The sequence below is a fragment of the Flavobacterium johnsoniae genome (genome assembly GCF_001879205.1).
GTDB lineage: Bacteria > Bacteroidota > Bacteroidia > Flavobacteriales > Flavobacteriaceae > Flavobacterium > Flavobacterium johnsoniae_A.
The window spans coordinates 526402-542560 of sequence record NZ_MLFK01000002.1; the positions used below are offsets into that span (position 1 = coordinate 526402).

Consider the following 16159-nt stretch of genomic DNA (forward strand, 5'->3'; position numbering starts at 1 on the left):
CCAAATATATGAAATTAGAGATCAGTCTTTAAGAAAAAATTTCTTTCAAAACATCTAAAGATTTTGGTTTTTTAAAGCCCTCCAGATGATAGCTGTAATAATCAATTATAATTTTAAGAAGTATTTGCCTTTCAATAACATGAAAAACTTTCTGGCTATTATCAAATCGAAGATCAAGTAGTTTTTTAAACAAACTGGTTTCGTGTTCTGTCAGCACACTTCCGCCTTGAAAAAGAGTAAAAACACCTTCATTCATTTCAAAATAAGGCAGATTAACATCAGAAACATCCGGATAAAAACCCAGATATTTTGTGGTTTCCAAAAGTAAGATTAAATGAAAATTTGAAATTTCGTCATGATTATCCAGCCAGGTCAGAGCGGTTTCCAAAAACACAAAAAGCGATTCGTTTTTTTCTTCTTCCTGAATTGAATAATGAAGCATTTCAGACAAAAACATTACAATTGTGCTTTTAAAAATATCAGTGTGGATGGTTTGAAAAGGAACAGCTGTTTTTATTTCTTTGAAGTTTTCCAAAGTCCCTTTGTTTTTATGAACAGCTTCGATTTCCAAAATTGATAATGGCTGAAAATAAGCAATTTTCTGACTCGCTTTCCGACTCGAGAAAGCATCGCGTACGAAATAAGACTTCAGACCGTTTGAAAGTGTGAAACATTTTACAATCAAACTTTTTTCCTGAAATTTTAACGATGAAATTACTATTGCTTTGGTTTTGACTTGCAAAATTTTGAATTTTAGATTGTAGACTTTAGATTAGCATTAAAGCCGAGAACTGTGACTGAAAAACTGCGACTAAAATACTATCGAATAATCATTACTTTCTTAACCTTAGTTTCACCGCCGTCTTGTGCCGAAATGAAAATCATATAAACACCAGAAGCTACTTTATATTTCCCAAAAGCAGTTGTATCCCATTCAATAGTACCGCCTTCGGAAGTTGTTTCGTGAACTAAGTTTCCTTCGATATCTGTAATTTTAATATTAGCTTTATCAATTAAACCTGCGACTTTCACAGTACCGGAATAATTAGGTCTCACAGGATTTGGATACACGTATACATTATTTAAATCTTCGTTTGCGCCGGTTGCAATTCCTTTAAAAGAAATCATTCCTTTATTGGTAACTATAAATACCTCTCCTGTTGCACTGTTAATTTTAATATCGTTAATCGTATTACTTGGCAAAGGCGAATTGTTGATTGTAAAATGATATTTAGTTTCCTGACCGTTTGGCGAAACCATAAATATGCCCGAATCTGCTGTACCAATCCATTTATTATTTGCACCATCAACTACAATTGAAGTGATGAACTGCTCGTACATTAATTCCTGAGCCAGATTATCATCCATAATAATAATTGGGTTTGCTTTTAACTGGCTGTCGGTTTGAAAATTTCCAATATTTGACAAAACACGTAATCCTTTTGTAGTACCGATCCATAACTGATTTTTAGTGTCAATTGCCACAGATCTAACATCAGCCGTTGGAAGATTTCCGGTATCAGCTCCGGTAGTTATTTTCTTGAAAACATTTCCGTTTTCATTAAAAGCTATTACCCCATCATTATAAGTTGATATCCACTTTGTATTGTTTTTATCAATTACGATGTTGGCATAACTTGTACTTTCGGCATTATTTAAAATGGTGTTTGTTGAAAAGCTCTGCCAGCTTCCATTTGTTTTCAGAACTTTCAATCCGTTTTTAATTCTGCTGTTGGTTACCCAAAGATTTCCTGATTTATCAAATGCAGTTCCGTTAATACGAACATCAATATAACTTGGTCCTTCAAAAGTCAAAGTTTCTAAACCGCTGTTTTTTTCATTAAACAAAAAATTGGGAACATCATCTTCTATCCTCAGTAATCCAGAAAAAAAAGAACTCGCATACACTTGTTTTTCATTGCCTGGATTAACAATAATACGAGTAATAGATTTTGCATCATAAACTTCTGAATATGGGATATTTAACCATTTCGAGTTGTTAAGTTTACTTATACCATAACTATCTAATCCATAAGGATTATAATAAATATCATAATCTCCATAGACTGCCCAAAGCGAATTTGGAGTTACATCAATTGAAAAAATATTATTACGAAATGGGCCATCAGGAGTACTGTTTTCAAAACTGCCTATTCCTGAAAGTGTTGAAGAAAACAATCCTTTTTCTTTTGTTCCGATGTAAACCAGGTCACCTGTCGCCGATGCACATGAAAAAGTCAGATTAGCATCAGGAAGCTGCGTATTAACAATCTGACGATTTAGTACCATTTGATTATTATAAATGTAAACAGTATTTGCCGTTGTGATTAACAAATTATGATTGACTGTCCGCATGTCCTGTGCAGATTGCGGTAATTGCAAAAACCCCGCAAAAGTATTCGAATTATAACGATGAATATTGCCGCCTGCATTTATTGCAATTAATTCAGTATCCAATGCGCTTATACTTGTCCAATCACCAGAATTAACGACTGTCCATTGGCTAAAATCAATCAAATTAGGTTTTGTACTGTCCGCTCTTCTAATTCCGGCAGAAGTTGCAGCAAAAAGAAAACCGTTGAAAAAAGCCGTCTGCCTTACACTGATTTCGGCTCCATTATCACCAATAAAATAAGTATCTCCAAACTGTGATGTCGATAAATTAAACTGCACAATTCCAAAATCGCAGGAAACATACAACAAACTATTATGCTCTAATAAATGATTTATTTTTTTTAGACTTGCCGGTAATTGTTTATTAATAATGTCGACTTTCTTTATAATGCTTCCATCAGCTTCATTAATTACAATCATCAAACCATTTTCATAACCTACAATTGTCTTTTTGAATGTCTGACTATAATACACTGCAGATATTGTTTGTCCGGAAAGCCCGTCAACTGTAGTGGTTGTTTTTAGTATGTTAGCTGAATTCTTAGAGAATAATGCATTTTCTGACGCTGCAAAAACGGTTGTTGGAGATTCGGATATGTCTTTAATTTCGTTAAACGAAAAATAACCCTGCCACGACAATTGTCCTTGAGCAAAGCCAAAGTGAAACAAAAAGAAAAACAAAATACACCAATACCTTCTCACCATTTTTAATTTATTCTGATAAACAAATATAGTACAACAAAAGTATTTGTTTTTTGTTCTCATATAAATAAAAAAAAGTGCCCTCTATTTATCTTTTAAGACAAACGAGAGCACTTTTTCAATTGCAATTAATCTTATACTACACCTTGAGCCAGCATAGCATCGGCAACTTTAACAAATCCGGCAATGTTTGCACCTTTTACATAGTTAACATATCCGTCTTCGCCAACACCATATTTTTTACATTGGTTGTGAATACCAACCATAATATCTTTTAATCTTAAATCTACTTCTTCACTTGTCCAGTTTAGACGAATAGAGTTTTGAGTCATCTCTAATCCAGATGCAGCAACCCCTCCGGCATTTGCCGCTTTACCAGGTGCAAAAAGTACTTTATTATCCAGGAATAATTTAATAGCATCCAGAGTAGAAGGCATATTTGCAGCTTCAGTTACACATAAAACACCATTATCAATAAGTTTTTTAGCATCCTCGCCGTTCAATTCGTTTTGAGTTGCACACGGAATAGCAATATCAACTTTTACTTCCCAAGGGCTTTTTCCTTTATGGAAAACAGCATTTGGATATTTCTGAAGATAAAGTTCCGCTCTGTTATCACCAGTAGCTCTCATCTCAACCATATGATCGATTTTTTCTCCGGAGATTCCTTCTTCATCATAAATATACCCATCAGGACCAGAAATAGTAACGACTTTTCCGCCTAATTCATTTATTTTTAAAGCTACTCCCCAAGCCACATTTCCAAATCCTGAAATCGCAACTCTTTTTCCTTTAATCTCATGCCCAATAGTACGAAGCATTTGATCTGTAAAATAAACAACTCCGTAACCTGTAGCTTCTGGTCTAATTAATGAACCTCCGTAAGCAAGACCTTTTCCGGTTAATACTCCTGTAAATTCATTTCTAATTCTTTTATACTGCCCAAATAAGTAACCAATTTCTCTTGCTCCAACACCAATATCTCCGGCAGGAACGTCAAGATCCGGACCAATATGACGGCACAATTCAGTCATAAATGATTGGCAGAAACGCATGATTTCTCCATCAGATTTTCCTTCCGGGTCAAAGTCAGATCCTCCTTTTCCTCCGCCCATTGGAAGAGTTGTCAAACTATTTTTAAACACTTGTTCGAAAGCAAGGAATTTCAAAACAGATAAATTTACCGTATGGTGAAATCTAATCCCTCCTTTATATGGTCCGATTGCAGAATTCATTTGAATTCTAAAACCTCTGTTTACGATTATTTCTCCTTTATCGTCAACCCACGGAACTCTAAAAATTATAGATCTCTCTGGCTCAGCTATTCTAAGAAGTAAATTTTTACCATCATATTTTTTTCTTTCAGCGATAAATGGAATTACCGTTTCTGCAAATTCTCTAACGGCTTGAAGAAATTCTGGCTCGTTTGGATTTTTTGACTCAACAAGAGCCATAAATTCATTTATTTTTTGTTCCATTTTTAAATAAATTATTCAAATAATAGTTTTAAACTTAATCAATTAAATAAGAAAATACGTTTTAAGAAAACGTTTTCGTTACAACATGCAAAGATAAATGAAATTGATCATGGTTTGTTATTTTTTTTCGTTTTTCAAGGAGAATTGTGTAATTTCTAAACAATAATTAAAATACAATTTTTCCCTTCCGAAATTACTTCAAATTACCCTACTTAAAGTCAGAAAATTAAGTGTTTTGTTACTAATTTTTTAATAGAAGTATTTAATATTTTGATTAGACTATGTTTTTTATATATTTGCCCAAGATTTGAAAGCCCCAAACCATGTTTAAATACCTATATACCACGATTTTCGCCTTATTTGGATTTTCTACAATAGCAACAGCGCAAGGCATTGCACAAGAAGTAGGAATTATTTTCGGACCTGTATCTTTCCAATCTGATTATGGCGAAAGAAACAATTTTGACACAACTGTTGGAAACACCGGATTTGGTGTTGGAATTGTTCACTTTATAAACTTTTCTGCCAATAACAACAGAGAAAGCTTCTTTACAGAACACTTTAAAGTAAGATCTGAATTATCTTTTAACACAACCAAATTGGAGCATTTCGGCCAATGGGTAGACAGAGAGAAAGAAAAAGGTCTTGTAAAACACCTCCAGGCTATGCATGGAAGTTCTACTTTAGTAAACCTTGGAGCGCAATTAGAGTTTTCTCCTTTTATGAAAATTCATGATTTCGAAAACACAGTAGGCAGCTTTAGCCCTTACATCAGCTTAGGTTTTCAGGTTAGTTATTATTCTACCAAAGTCGATTCGAGATTAGGTCAGCTGGGACTTCCTGCAACCACTTTTCCAAAATACTTAACTCCTTCAGATGGACGTCAGCATGGTTTCTCAAGTGAAAACGGAGTAGTTTTATCAGGAACACTTGGTATTGGAGGTCATCTAAAAATTGCCCCAATGAGCGATTTGATGGTCGAAGTACGTTATCAAGGTTACGCTTCTGACTGGGTAGATGGACTTAACCCAAACAAAGACCTTTACAAAGAAAACAAAAGAAACGATTCGCAAGTATGGCTTAATGTAGGATACATTTACTACTTAGAATTCTAAAAATATTTCAAAATAAAAAAATCCCAAATTTCATAAAAATTGAAATTTGGGATTTTTTTTATTTTAATTTTAAGCCAAAGCTTGTTCTAAATCTGCGATTAAATCCTCGGCATCTTCAATTCCAACGCTTAATCGAACTAAATCATCTGTAATACCTACTTCTGCTCTTTTATCTGCAGGAATAGATGCATGTGTCATTAAAGCCGGATGATTCGCTAATGATTCTACTCCGCCTAAAGATTCTGCCAGAGTAAATACTTTTAGTTTCTCTAAAAATGCAATCGAATCTTCTTTTTTACCTGATTTGAAAGTAAAAGAAACCATTCCGCCAAATGCTTTCATTTGCTTTTTTGCAATTTCATGAAACGGATGACTTTCTAATCCAGGATAATAAACTGTATTTATTTTTGGATGTTTACTCAAATATTCTACCACTTTCTCTCCGTTTTCGCAATGTCTCTGAACGCGCAGTGCAAGTGTTTTGATTCCTCTTAAAACCAAAAAGCTATCCATTGGACCTAAAGTTGCGCCGGTTGCAAATTGCTGAAAATGCAATTGTTCTCCCAAAGCTTCATCTTTTACAACTAAAGCTCCAGCGATAACATCAGAATGTCCTCCTAAATATTTTGTAGCCGAATGCATAACAATGTCAGCACCCAAATCAAGTGGTTTTTGCAAATATGGCGTAGCAAAAGTATTATCTACAGCAAACCATATTTTATGCTCTTTTGTAATTTTGGCAACTTCTGCAATGTCAGCCAATTTCATTAACGGATTGGTTGGTGTCTCCACCCAGACCAATTTTGTATTTTCATTAATTAAAGATTTCAGTTTTGCGATATCTGTCATATCAACAAAATGAAATTTAATTCCTGAATCTTTATAAATCCTTGAAAACATACGGTAAGTTCCACCATATAAATCATCCATAGCAATAACTTCATCACCTGCTTTAAATGATCTCAAAATACAATCTGTAGCCGCTAAACCAGAAGAAAAAGCTAAGCCGCGTTTACCGTTTTCAATACTTGCTAAGGCTTCTTCTAAAGCTGTACGAGTTGGGTTCGACGCTCTGCTGTATTCATAATCCGCCAAGGGTTTACCCGGACTTGTCTGAATAAAAGTCGAAGTTTGATATACAGGAGGCATAACAGCTCCTGTACTTGGATCATGATGCTGACCACCATGTATTACTTTTGTATTGAATTTCATATAATTACAAATTTTAAACACTTAATATCTGTACAAATTTACCGCTTAATTTATTTTATCCTGACACAACTTCTTACCTTTGTATATAATTAACACTTTTTGATATGAAACATTATACATTTTTAGTCTTTCTGTGTTTGATTTTTACAAGTTGCAACAAAGAGCTTTCATTTGAAAATGAAACGTTTGAAGAAAAATCAACGATTCCGTGCGAAACTGACTGCCCAAAAATTACTATAGATATACCTATTGCGAAAAAAATTCCTGTCGTTGCAGACAGCATTAATAAAAAAGTTTTCGCTGTTGTAAAAGAGATTGTTTACTTCGGTGAAGATTCTACAAAAGTCAATGATTACAAATCTTTGTCTAAATCTTTTATTGCGTCTTATGAAGAAATGCATAAAAAATTCCCCAATGATACTTTTGGCTGGGAAGGAAAAATAACCGGAAATGTCGAATTTGACTCAGATCAGATCGTAAACATTAAATTAGACCACTATACTTTTACCGGAGGCGCTCATGGTTATCAGGGTTTTCGATCATTATTATTTCATCGTAAAACAGGTAAAACCATTTTAAACAATCAATTATTTAAAAACGAAAAAGAATTTAAGGCTTTCGCCGAAAAGGAATTCAGAGCCAAATATCATATTCCCGAAAAAGCCAACATTAATGCAACAGGTTTAATGTTTGAAAATGATAAATTTCAACTGCCTCAAAATATTTTTTATACATCTGAAGGATTGCTTTTATATTACAACTCATACGAAGCCGCATCTTACGCCGACGGGCCAAAAGAGATTGTATTTCCTTATGATAAAGTGAGTAAATATTTAAAGTTTAAATAGATAATTTCAGTATTGGTTAGAGCAATTCGGTGCATCTATACATAAGCGTTTCTACAAAAAACCTTTGAACCTTTGTCACTTACAACCTCTAAACCTTTATTGCACATCATACTTCATCTTCCTCAAAACCCTCAAAGCTTCTTTAAAAGATAAATATGCCTGCCCGAAAGGCTTTAAAAGCAATTTAGCATCAATTAATTTTTGTTTGGCATCATCAAAACCATTCAAATAGCAGATCATAAAAGTTGAAGGCAGATTTTCAAGATCTTTTAATTCACGTTCAGATAAAGAAATTCCTTTTTGTAGTTTTTGAAGTAATGCCATATTCGAATTATAAATATGAAATAGCATTTTCCGATTAAATTCAGGAGGTTGAAAAAGTATCTGACGATCAATTTTATAATATCCATTATCGAAGAAATGAATTGTTTGTTCTTCCAGAGGATAATAACTTGTTTTGTCGTTTAGTCCAAGGGGGATATATTCTGTAATTGTAAAACTATCATCATTATAAAAAATCGTAACCACATCCTGAGACGAGTAAAAAAGCTTTACCTGCTCGTTGATTAACTCAATGTCTACACGGGATAAAAAGGTTTTATCTCTTGACTTTTTTGGAACTCCGGCCCAGCAGATCACAAACAATTCCTTAAAAACATGGTATTTGGGCGACATGTCTTTATGCCTGAAATTCATAAAATCGATAACGCCGTCCAGCGTATACTGAATACTGTTTCTGGAACTATTTTCAATCCCGATTACGGTTTCGGTATTTTGATAATTTTTTTCAATTTCTCCTTCAACCGGAATAGAATTACTGCCTCTCCGCACAAAAACACTGTTGGCAATAATAGTGTGAATTCCTTTCTTGAAATAAGAAACCTGACTTTTAGGTTTAATTGTAACCAAACCAATTACTTTGTCTTTTGGAAGATTTGGAAATGGTACATTTTCGTATTGAATTTTTGGAGGATTTTCTAAAAAAGCATTTACGAGATTCTGGATTCGGCTGTCGTCAAAGAAATCGTCGCCTACGATCTCATTATCCTGATCTTCTACTCCAACAACGATATAAGAATTATTAGCCGGATTTGAATTGGAAAGCGCACAAATGTGTTTGAGAAACTTCGCTTTGCCTTCTCTCGAATGCAAATTCAACTGCCTTTTTTTATCATAAAAACTGCTCTCGTCATTATGAGCAAGTAAATTTTTTATTAAAAGGCGTTTATTAATCATTCTTTTTTCAGATTATTTAGACTTCTTAGATTCTAGACTTCTTAGATTTCAAACTATAACAAACTTCAAATCTAAGAAGTCTAAGTTAGTCTAAAAATCTAAGTTAGTCTCTTTTTACAATTGTCGAAGATGCCTGCGCTGTACTCATTACAACCAAATCAGCAATATTTACATGATAAGGTCTTGAAACCACGAAGTGAATAATATCGGCAATATCTTCTGCCTGAAGCGGATCAAATCCTTTATAAACATTTGAAGCCCTCTCTGTATCACCTTTAAAACGCACTTCACTGAATTCTGTTGCCACCATTCCGGGATGAATGGCACCTACACGAATTCCAAATGGATTTAAATCTATACGCATTCCGGCTGTAATTGCATCTACGGCATGTTTTGTACCGCAATACACATTTCCGTTCGGATACACTTCTTTAGCTGCAGTTGAACCAATATTGATAATATGTCCGGAATTTTTAGCCGTCATTTTCGGAATCACCGCTTTCGAAACATATAAAAGCCCTTTTACATTAATATCGATCATGGCATCCCAATCGTCTAAATCTCCTGTTTGAATAGGATCTAACCCGTGCGCATTTCCGGCATTATTAATTAAAACATCAATATCTGAAAATGCATCCGGAAGATTTTCAATTTTCTCTAAAACATCATTCTTATCACGAACATCAAAAGAAAGCGAATGCACTTCGGTAAAAGCAGAAAGTTCTTTTTCCAGCTCTTCTAAACGATCTTTACGTCTTCCGCAGAGAATAACTTTAAAATTGTTTTTTGCCAAAATCTGTGCAGCTGCTTTTCCAATTCCGCTTGTGGCTCCAGTAATTAAAACTGTTTTTTTCATTCTATATTTTTATTTTTTTTGCCACAGATTAAATGATTCTCCCAGATTTAAAATCGTATTAATCTCTTAATCTGCGGCTATATTTTTTCCAACTAAAAATTAAGCAACGTCGTCGCCCATACTTTCTGTCCAGATGGCAAACCAGTCTTCCTTGTCCATTTCTAATTCAACCGCTTTTGCTAAAGACTGAATTCTGGCAACGTTAACAGTTCCGGCAATTGGAATAACGTTTGCAGGATGTTTTAAAATCCAGGACAATAAAAGTGTGTCCGCTCCCAGATGATATTTTTCCAGTAAAGTCGAGAATAATTTTTTCAAGCGTCGTGTTTTCTTGGTATCTTCTCTAAAAACAGTCCCAAGCGGATTCCATGATAATGGGCGTATTCCGTTTGTCTGCATATAATCTAAACTTCCGTCGATCATTGGCTCATAGTGAGTTGCCGAAAATTGTACCTGATTATAACTTACTTCGGTTTTTTGACGAATTAATTCTGTTTGAGAACTTGTAAAATTAGAAAGTCCAAAGTCTAAAATTTTTCCATCCGCTTTTAATTTTTCAACTGCCTCAGCAATTTCATCTGCCTGCATTAACGGACTTGGCCTATGTAATAAAAAAACATCAACATAATCTGTTTTAAGTTTCTTTAAAGATTCTTCAACAGACCAAATAATGTAATCTTTAGAATAATCGTAATGTTTAATTTTGTTATTACGACTTTCAGTTACCAGCTGAATCCCGCATTTGGTAATTAATTGTAGTTTTTCACGCGAAATCTTGCTGGCTTTGAATGCCTTACCAAAGTCGGCTTCGGTAGTATAATCACCGTAAATATCGGCGTGGTCAAAAGTTGTAATTTTGTTTTCGATACAAATTTGTATCAGGTTTTCCATTTCTTTTGGCGTAAGGTTTTTATCCCAAACACCCCAATTCATAGTGCCCGAAATTATAGGCGATAATGCTGTTTTACTCATGGTTTTATTGCGTTATTTTTGGTAATAAATATGCTTTTTGCAAACATATCCATCAAAGTTCTTAAAAATATAAAAATAGATTCACAATTCGTCCTTAAAATTAGATGATTGGTCGAAGTTTTAACCATTCTTTAACATCTTACTTCTCAAAAAATAGTCAATTTGCACTCTCAAAAAACAGGCGTACAAATCAAGGTTATAAAAATATTTATATGGAAGAAAATACAACGACTTTAGACATTAGAGCGATAAATGAAAAAATTGAAAGAGAAAGTGCTTTTATAGACCTTCTTACAATGGAAATGAACAAAGTTATTGTGGGCCAAAAACATATGGTCGAGCGTTTATTAATTGGTCTTTTGGGACAAGGGCATATTTTACTGGAAGGTGTTCCTGGTTTAGCAAAAACATTAGCCATTAATACTTTGTCACAAGCGGTTCAGGGTTCTTTTAGCCGTATTCAGTTTACGCCTGATTTATTACCTGCCGATGTCATCGGAACAATGATTTACAACATCAAAGCAAACGAATTCTCAATTAAAAAAGGACCTATTTTTGCCAATTTCGTACTTGCCGATGAGATTAACCGTGCTCCTGCAAAGGTTCAGTCAGCACTTTTAGAGGCAATGCAGGAAAAACAAGTAACAATTGGCGACACTACTTTCAAACTTGATCGTCCGTTTTTAGTTCTTGCAACTCAAAACCCTGTTGAACAAGAAGGAACATACCAGCTTCCTGAAGCGCAGGTTGACCGTTTCATGTTAAAAACGGTAATTGATTATCCAAAAATTGACGAAGAGCGTTTTGTAATTCGCCAAAACTTAAAAGGATCTTATGAAAAAGTAAATCCTGTAGTTTCGGTAGAACAGATTTTACGTGCACAGGAAGCTGTTCGTGAAGTTTATATGGATGAAAAAATCGAAAAATATATCTTAGATATCATCTTTGCTACCCGTTATCCAGAAAAATACAAATTGGCCGACTTAAAACCTCTTATCAGCTTTGGAGCATCGCCGCGTGGAAGTATCAATTTAGCAAATGCTGCAAAATGTTACGCTTTTATCAAACGCCGCGGTTATGTAATTCCTGAAGATGTTCGTGCCGTTGTACATGATGTTTTACGTCACAGAGTTGGGATAACATATGAGGCTGAAGCCGAAAATATTACTTCTGTAGACATTATCAACAAAATCGTAAACGAGATTGAAGTACCTTAAAAAGTTGATGGTTGATAGTTTTTTGTTGATGGTACATTCGCCGTCAACCAACAACCATAAACCATAAACCAAACAAAAAATGGATACAAAAGAGCTTTTAAAAAAAGTACGGAAAATAGAGATCAAAACCAAAAGACTGAGCAATCATATCTTTTCGGGAGAATACCATTCTTCATTTAAAGGGCGCGGGATGACTTTCAGCGAGGTGCGTCAATACCAATATGGCGATGATATTCGTAACATCGATTGGAATGTAACCGCACGCTACAACGAAGCCCACGTAAAAGTTTTTGAAGAAGAACGAGAATTGACCATGGTTTTAATGGTTGATATTTCGGGTTCTGAAGGTTTTGGCTCAAAAAGTCAGTTTAAAAAAGACATCGTAACCGAAATTGCGGCAACGATGGCTTTTTCGGCTACACAAAATAATGATAAGATTGGATTAATCTTATTTTCTGATAATGTCGAATTATATATTCCGCCCAAAAAAGGCCGTTCGCATGTTTTAAGAATCATTCGTGAATTGATCGAATTTGAACCAAAAAGTCAAAAAACAGATGTGGCTCAGGCTTTAAAATTTTTATCAGGAACTCAAAAAAAGAAAGCAATTGTTTTTATGATTTCAGATTTTATGTCCGAAGATTATGAGCAGACTTTAAAAATTGCTTCTAAAAAACATGACCTTACAGGTGTTCGTGTGTACGATATTCGCGAAGAAAAAATCCCGAATTTAGGAATGGTAACCATGCTTGATGCCGAAACCGGAAAAACGCAGTTAGTTGATACGGGTTCAAAAACAGTGCGCATGAATTACGAAAAACATTATCAGGAAAGAGTCAATTATTTCAAAGATACATTTCGTAAATCTGGTGCAGGAATTGTAAACACAAGAGTCGATGAAAATTACGTAACCAAATTATTAGGTTATTTCAAATCAAGGTAAAGATTTTTGATATTTGATTAACGATTTTCGATTTATGATGTGCATGATTTATGGTTAAAGGAAGAATTAAGGAATGACTAAACAAGAATTAGAAAATAGATTGATTGATTTTGCTGCGAGTATAATATTACTAACAATTACATTTGAAAAAAATTACGCTGGAAATCATTTATTAGGGCAAATCACTCGTTCAAGTACATCGCCTGCTTTAAATTATGGTGAGGCGCAAAGTGCAGAAAGTAAAAAGGATTTTATTCATAAAATGGGAATCTGCCTGAAAGAATTAAGAGAAACATTTGTTTGTTTAAAAATAATAGAAAAAGCAAACCTTTCAACAGATCAGGAAAGTTTAATACGAGCAAAAACAGAAGCCAATCAATTAATCTCAATTTTTGTCTCAAGTATCAAAACATCAAAAAATAATTCATAAATAAAGAACAAAGATTAAACATTTAAGTTTCACATAAATCTGAAATCAAAAATCGTTAATCTTCAATCGTTAATCATAATGAAATTAAAGTTTTACATATTTTTATTTTTGCTTTCATCGGTTGTTTTTGCACAGCAAAAACAAGTCGAAACAAGTATTGATACTACAAAAAATAAAATTGGCGCCGAATTTAAGCTTACACTTAAAACGGTTGTAAATGCTAATTCTAAAGTTGTTTTTCCAAAACTAAAAAGATTTGGAGCCCTTGAAGTAATTCAATCCTATCCGGTTGACACCGTAAAGAAAAACGATACTTATGAATTAATTAAAAAATATGGCTTAACACAATTTGATTCAGGAAGATATGTAATTCCAAGTGTTCAGATTCTTATTGACAAGAAACCTTATTTATCAGATTCTATTCGTGTAGAAGTTGCCAATGTTAAAGTAGATACTTTACAGCAAAAAATGTACGACATTAAAGACATTACCGCTGCAGATGGCGGTATTGGTGATTGGTGGAAATACATTTTGGCTTTGGTTATTATTTTAGGAATTGGGGCTTTCATTTACTGGTATGTTAAAAAACACCAGAAAAAGAAAATCGAAGAAGAAGTTTATAAAACGCCAATAGAAAAAGCAACGAGCTTATTGAACAATTTAGAACAAAAAGAATTAGTTCAAAAAGGAGAAATTAAAGAATATTACAGCGAACTAACGGATATTGCCCGTAATTATATCGAAGAAGCGATTCATATTCCTGCAATGGAAAGCACAACTTCTGAATTGATTCAGGCCATCAGAACAGCTTCGACTAAAAAGAAAATGACTTTAACGCCAGAAACGGTTGAGAATCTGGAACGTGTTTTACGTCAGGCCGATTTAGTAAAATTCGCAAAATCTAAACCTTTGGATTTTGAAATCACTGAAGACAGAAATAAAATTCAGAAAGTAATTTTAACCCTTGACAATGCCATTCCTACCGAAGTTCCGGAAGAAGCAGAAGATCAATTATTAAACGAAGCCCAAAAACAAAAACAGATTCAGCTTCAATTAAAGAAACAAAGAAACAAACGAATCGCAATTACAGCAGGTTCAGCTGTATTCTTATTATTGGCTACAGCTACTTATTTTATTGCAACAAAAGGTTTTGCCTACGTAAAAGACAATCTTATAGGCCATCCGTCTAAAGAATTATTAGAAGGAGAATGGGTAAAAAGTGAATACGGAAATCCAGGCGTTATAATTGAAACTCCAAAAGTTTTGAAACGTATGGATGCTTTAAAAGCACTTCCAAAAGAAACAATGGCCCTGATAAAAGAAATGCAGCTTTTTGCATACGGCAGTATGATTGATAATTTTTATGTGGCAGTTTCTACCACTAAATTTAAAAATCCAACTGAAATTGATTTATCAAAAGCTTTAGAAGGAAGTTTAAAAGTAATCGAACTTCAAGGCGGGCAAAATATCATTGTAAAACAGGAAGATTTCCAAACCAACCAAGGTATCCAGGGAATAAAAGGTTACGGAACAATGAGCATTTTAAATCCTAACACTAAAACAAGTACAAAAGCGTATTACGAAATCCTTCTTTTTAAACAAGATCAGGGATTACAGCAAATTATTATTTTGCATGAAGAAGGTGATACTTATGCGAACGACATCACAACCCGAATTTTAAATTCTGTTGAACTTAAAAAAGCAAGTAACTAATGAATAATAAGATCACTTTTTTAAATCCGGAATTCTTTTGGTTGTTTCTTTTGATTCCCATTGCAATCGCTTGGTTTTTCTGGAAAAGAAACCAGCAGTCGGCTACATTAAAAATGAGTTCGACCGCAGGTTTTAAAAACAGTCAGTCACTCTTAACCAAATTAAAACCCTGCTTATACGTTTTTAGAATTATAGCTTTAAGTTCATTAATTATCGCTTTAGCAAGACCAAGAACAGTTGATATTAGTAATCAGACCAAAACAACAAAAGGAATTGATATTGTAATGGCAATTGACGTTTCTGGAAGTATGCTGGCAAAAGATTTAAAACCTAACCGTATGGAGGCTTTAAAAAGAGTTGCCGCGGATTTCGTTGGAGAAAGACCAAATGATAGAATTGGTCTGGTTTTATACGCTTCTGAAGCTTATACCAAAACGCCGGTTACAAGCGACAAACCAATTATTCTGGAAGCCATAAAAGGAATTAGATACGATACCGTTTTACAAGACGGAACCGGAATTGGGATGGGATTAGCCACGGCTGTAAACCGTCTAAAAGACAGTAAAGCAAAAAGCCGAGTTGTTATTTTAATGACAGACGGGGTTAACAATGCCGGTTTTATTGAACCGGAAACAGCTGCAGACATTGCCAAACAATACGGAATAAAAGTGTATACAATTGGTATTGGAACAAACGGAATGGCTGAATCTCCTTATGCATATGCACCAAACGGAGGTTTCTTATTCAAAATGCAGAAAGTTGAAATTGACGAGAAGTTAATGAAAAGTATTGCCCATAAAACAGATGGAACATACTTTAGAGCCACAAGCAACGATAGATTAGCCGAAATATACAGCGCAATTAATAAATTAGAAACAACAGAAATACAAGAATTAAAATTCTACGATTACGACGAAAAATACAGAGGATTTGTTTTACTCGCAGTATTTTTATTATTGCTGGAACTTGGTTTAAGAAATACGGTTTATAGAAGCTTTATTTAATATTTTAGTCGCAGTCAAAGTTTACAGTTTACAGCTGAA

General features: G+C 34.0%; 14 protein-coding genes. 7 read left to right on the forward strand and 7 right to left on the reverse strand.

Going from position 1 to position 16159, the window contains the following annotated elements:
• Positions 1 to 28 precede the first annotated feature (28 nt).
• The 3 genes from recO to gdhA form a co-directional block, all read right to left on the reverse strand.
• A complete protein-coding gene (gene recO, locus BKM63_RS04700) occupies positions 29 to 742 on the reverse strand; it encodes a DNA repair protein RecO (protein ID WP_071635468.1) in 714 nt (237 codons plus the stop codon).
• Between the two features lie 77 nt (positions 743 to 819).
• Positions 820 to 3099, reverse strand: coding sequence for an ABC transporter substrate-binding protein (locus BKM63_RS04705; RefSeq protein WP_071635469.1), 2280 nt, complete (start codon positions 3097 to 3099; stop codon positions 820 to 822).
• 131 nt (positions 3100 to 3230) lie between these two features.
• Positions 3231 to 4574: an NADP-specific glutamate dehydrogenase gene (gdhA, locus tag BKM63_RS04710; RefSeq protein WP_071635470.1), complete on the reverse strand. Its 1344-nt coding sequence runs from the start codon at positions 4572 to 4574 to the stop codon at positions 3231 to 3233.
• A 323-nt stretch (positions 4575 to 4897) separates the two neighbouring features.
• On the opposite strand from gdhA, the gene BKM63_RS04715 reads away from it, so the two are divergent.
• A complete protein-coding gene (locus tag BKM63_RS04715) occupies positions 4898 to 5689 on the forward strand; it encodes a THC0290_0291 family protein (protein ID WP_071635471.1) in 792 nt (263 codons plus the stop codon).
• A gap of 69 nt (positions 5690 to 5758) precedes the next feature.
• On the opposite strand, the gene BKM63_RS04720 is transcribed toward BKM63_RS04715, so the two are convergent.
• Positions 5759 to 6901, reverse strand: coding sequence for a cystathionine gamma-synthase (locus tag BKM63_RS04720; RefSeq protein WP_071635472.1), 1143 nt, complete (start codon positions 6899 to 6901; stop codon positions 5759 to 5761).
• A 104-nt stretch (positions 6902 to 7005) separates the two neighbouring features.
• On the opposite strand from BKM63_RS04720, the gene BKM63_RS04725 reads away from it, so the two are divergent.
• Positions 7006 to 7749: a DUF3298 and DUF4163 domain-containing protein gene (locus tag BKM63_RS04725; RefSeq protein WP_071635473.1), complete on the forward strand. Its 744-nt coding sequence runs from the start codon at positions 7006 to 7008 to the stop codon at positions 7747 to 7749.
• A gap of 96 nt (positions 7750 to 7845) precedes the next feature.
• Here BKM63_RS04725 and BKM63_RS04730 read toward each other — a convergent pair whose 3' ends face one another.
• The 3 genes from BKM63_RS04730 to BKM63_RS04740 all read right to left on the reverse strand — a co-directional run bounded on the left by BKM63_RS04730 (position 7846) and on the right by BKM63_RS04740 (position 10813).
• On the reverse strand, positions 7846 to 8985 hold the full coding sequence (locus tag BKM63_RS04730) for an ATP-binding protein (protein WP_071635474.1): 1140 nt from the start codon (positions 8983 to 8985) through the stop codon (positions 7846 to 7848).
• Between the two features lie 103 nt (positions 8986 to 9088).
• Positions 9089 to 9841 carry an SDR family NAD(P)-dependent oxidoreductase gene (locus BKM63_RS04735; RefSeq protein ID WP_071635475.1) on the reverse strand — a complete coding sequence of 251 codons (753 nt, stop codon included), beginning with the start codon at positions 9839 to 9841 and terminating at the stop codon, positions 9089 to 9091.
• A 99-nt stretch (positions 9842 to 9940) separates the two neighbouring features.
• Positions 9941 to 10813 carry an aldo/keto reductase gene (locus BKM63_RS04740; protein WP_071635476.1) on the reverse strand — a complete coding sequence of 291 codons (873 nt, stop codon included), beginning with the start codon at positions 10811 to 10813 and terminating at the stop codon, positions 9941 to 9943.
• 212 nt (positions 10814 to 11025) lie between these two features.
• Between BKM63_RS04740 and BKM63_RS04745 the strand changes: the two genes are divergently transcribed.
• The 5 genes from BKM63_RS04745 (at position 11026) to BKM63_RS04765 (ending at position 16120) form a co-directional block, all read left to right on the forward strand.
• Positions 11026 to 12030: an AAA family ATPase gene (locus BKM63_RS04745; protein WP_017497457.1), complete on the forward strand. Its 1005-nt coding sequence runs from the start codon at positions 11026 to 11028 to the stop codon at positions 12028 to 12030.
• A 79-nt stretch (positions 12031 to 12109) separates the two neighbouring features.
• Entirely contained in the window at positions 12110 to 12973 is an 864-nt protein-coding gene (locus tag BKM63_RS04750) for a DUF58 domain-containing protein (protein WP_071635477.1), read from the forward strand.
• 73 nt (positions 12974 to 13046) lie between these two features.
• Entirely contained in the window at positions 13047 to 13403 is a 357-nt protein-coding gene (locus BKM63_RS04755) for a four helix bundle protein (RefSeq protein WP_071635478.1), read from the forward strand.
• 78 nt (positions 13404 to 13481) lie between these two features.
• A complete protein-coding gene (locus BKM63_RS04760; RefSeq protein WP_071635479.1) occupies positions 13482 to 15116 on the forward strand; it encodes a hypothetical protein in 1635 nt (544 codons plus the stop codon).
• Positions 15116 to 16120 carry a vWA domain-containing protein gene (locus BKM63_RS04765; protein WP_071635480.1) on the forward strand — a complete coding sequence of 335 codons (1005 nt, stop codon included), beginning with the start codon at positions 15116 to 15118 and terminating at the stop codon, positions 16118 to 16120. The genes BKM63_RS04760 and BKM63_RS04765 overlap by 1 nt, the downstream gene beginning before the upstream one ends.
• Positions 16121 to 16159 lie beyond the last annotated feature (39 nt).

Excerpts from the sequence above, each read along its gene's own strand:
- BKM63_RS04740 (WP_071635476.1), bottom strand. The coding sequence starts at position 10,813 with ATGAGTAAAACAGCATTATCGCCTATAATTTCGGGCACTATGAATTGG.
- BKM63_RS04760 (WP_071635479.1), top strand. The coding sequence starts at position 13,482 with ATGAAATTAAAGTTTTACATATTTTTATTTTTGCTTTCATCGGTTGTT.
- BKM63_RS04750 (WP_071635477.1), top strand. The coding sequence starts at position 12,110 with ATGGATACAAAAGAGCTTTTAAAAAAAGTACGGAAAATAGAGATCAAA.
- BKM63_RS04715 (WP_071635471.1), top strand. The coding sequence starts at position 4,898 with ATGTTTAAATACCTATATACCACGATTTTCGCCTTATTTGGATTTTCT.
- BKM63_RS04755 (WP_071635478.1), top strand. The coding sequence starts at position 13,047 with ATGACTAAACAAGAATTAGAAAATAGATTGATTGATTTTGCTGCGAGT.
- BKM63_RS04765 (WP_071635480.1), top strand. The coding sequence starts at position 15,116 with ATGAATAATAAGATCACTTTTTTAAATCCGGAATTCTTTTGGTTGTTT.
- gdhA (WP_071635470.1), bottom strand. The coding sequence starts at position 4,574 with ATGGAACAAAAAATAAATGAATTTATGGCTCTTGTTGAGTCAAAAAAT.
- BKM63_RS04735 (WP_071635475.1), bottom strand. The coding sequence starts at position 9,841 with ATGAAAAAAACAGTTTTAATTACTGGAGCCACAAGCGGAATTGGAAAA.
- BKM63_RS04725 (WP_071635473.1), top strand. The coding sequence starts at position 7,006 with ATGAAACATTATACATTTTTAGTCTTTCTGTGTTTGATTTTTACAAGT.
- BKM63_RS04745 (WP_017497457.1), top strand. The coding sequence starts at position 11,026 with ATGGAAGAAAATACAACGACTTTAGACATTAGAGCGATAAATGAAAAA.
- BKM63_RS04730 (WP_071635474.1), bottom strand. The coding sequence starts at position 8,985 with ATGATTAATAAACGCCTTTTAATAAAAAATTTACTTGCTCATAATGAC.
- BKM63_RS04705 (WP_071635469.1), bottom strand. The coding sequence starts at position 3,099 with ATGGTGAGAAGGTATTGGTGTATTTTGTTTTTCTTTTTGTTTCACTTT.
- BKM63_RS04720 (WP_071635472.1), bottom strand. The coding sequence starts at position 6,901 with ATGAAATTCAATACAAAAGTAATACATGGTGGTCAGCATCATGATCCA.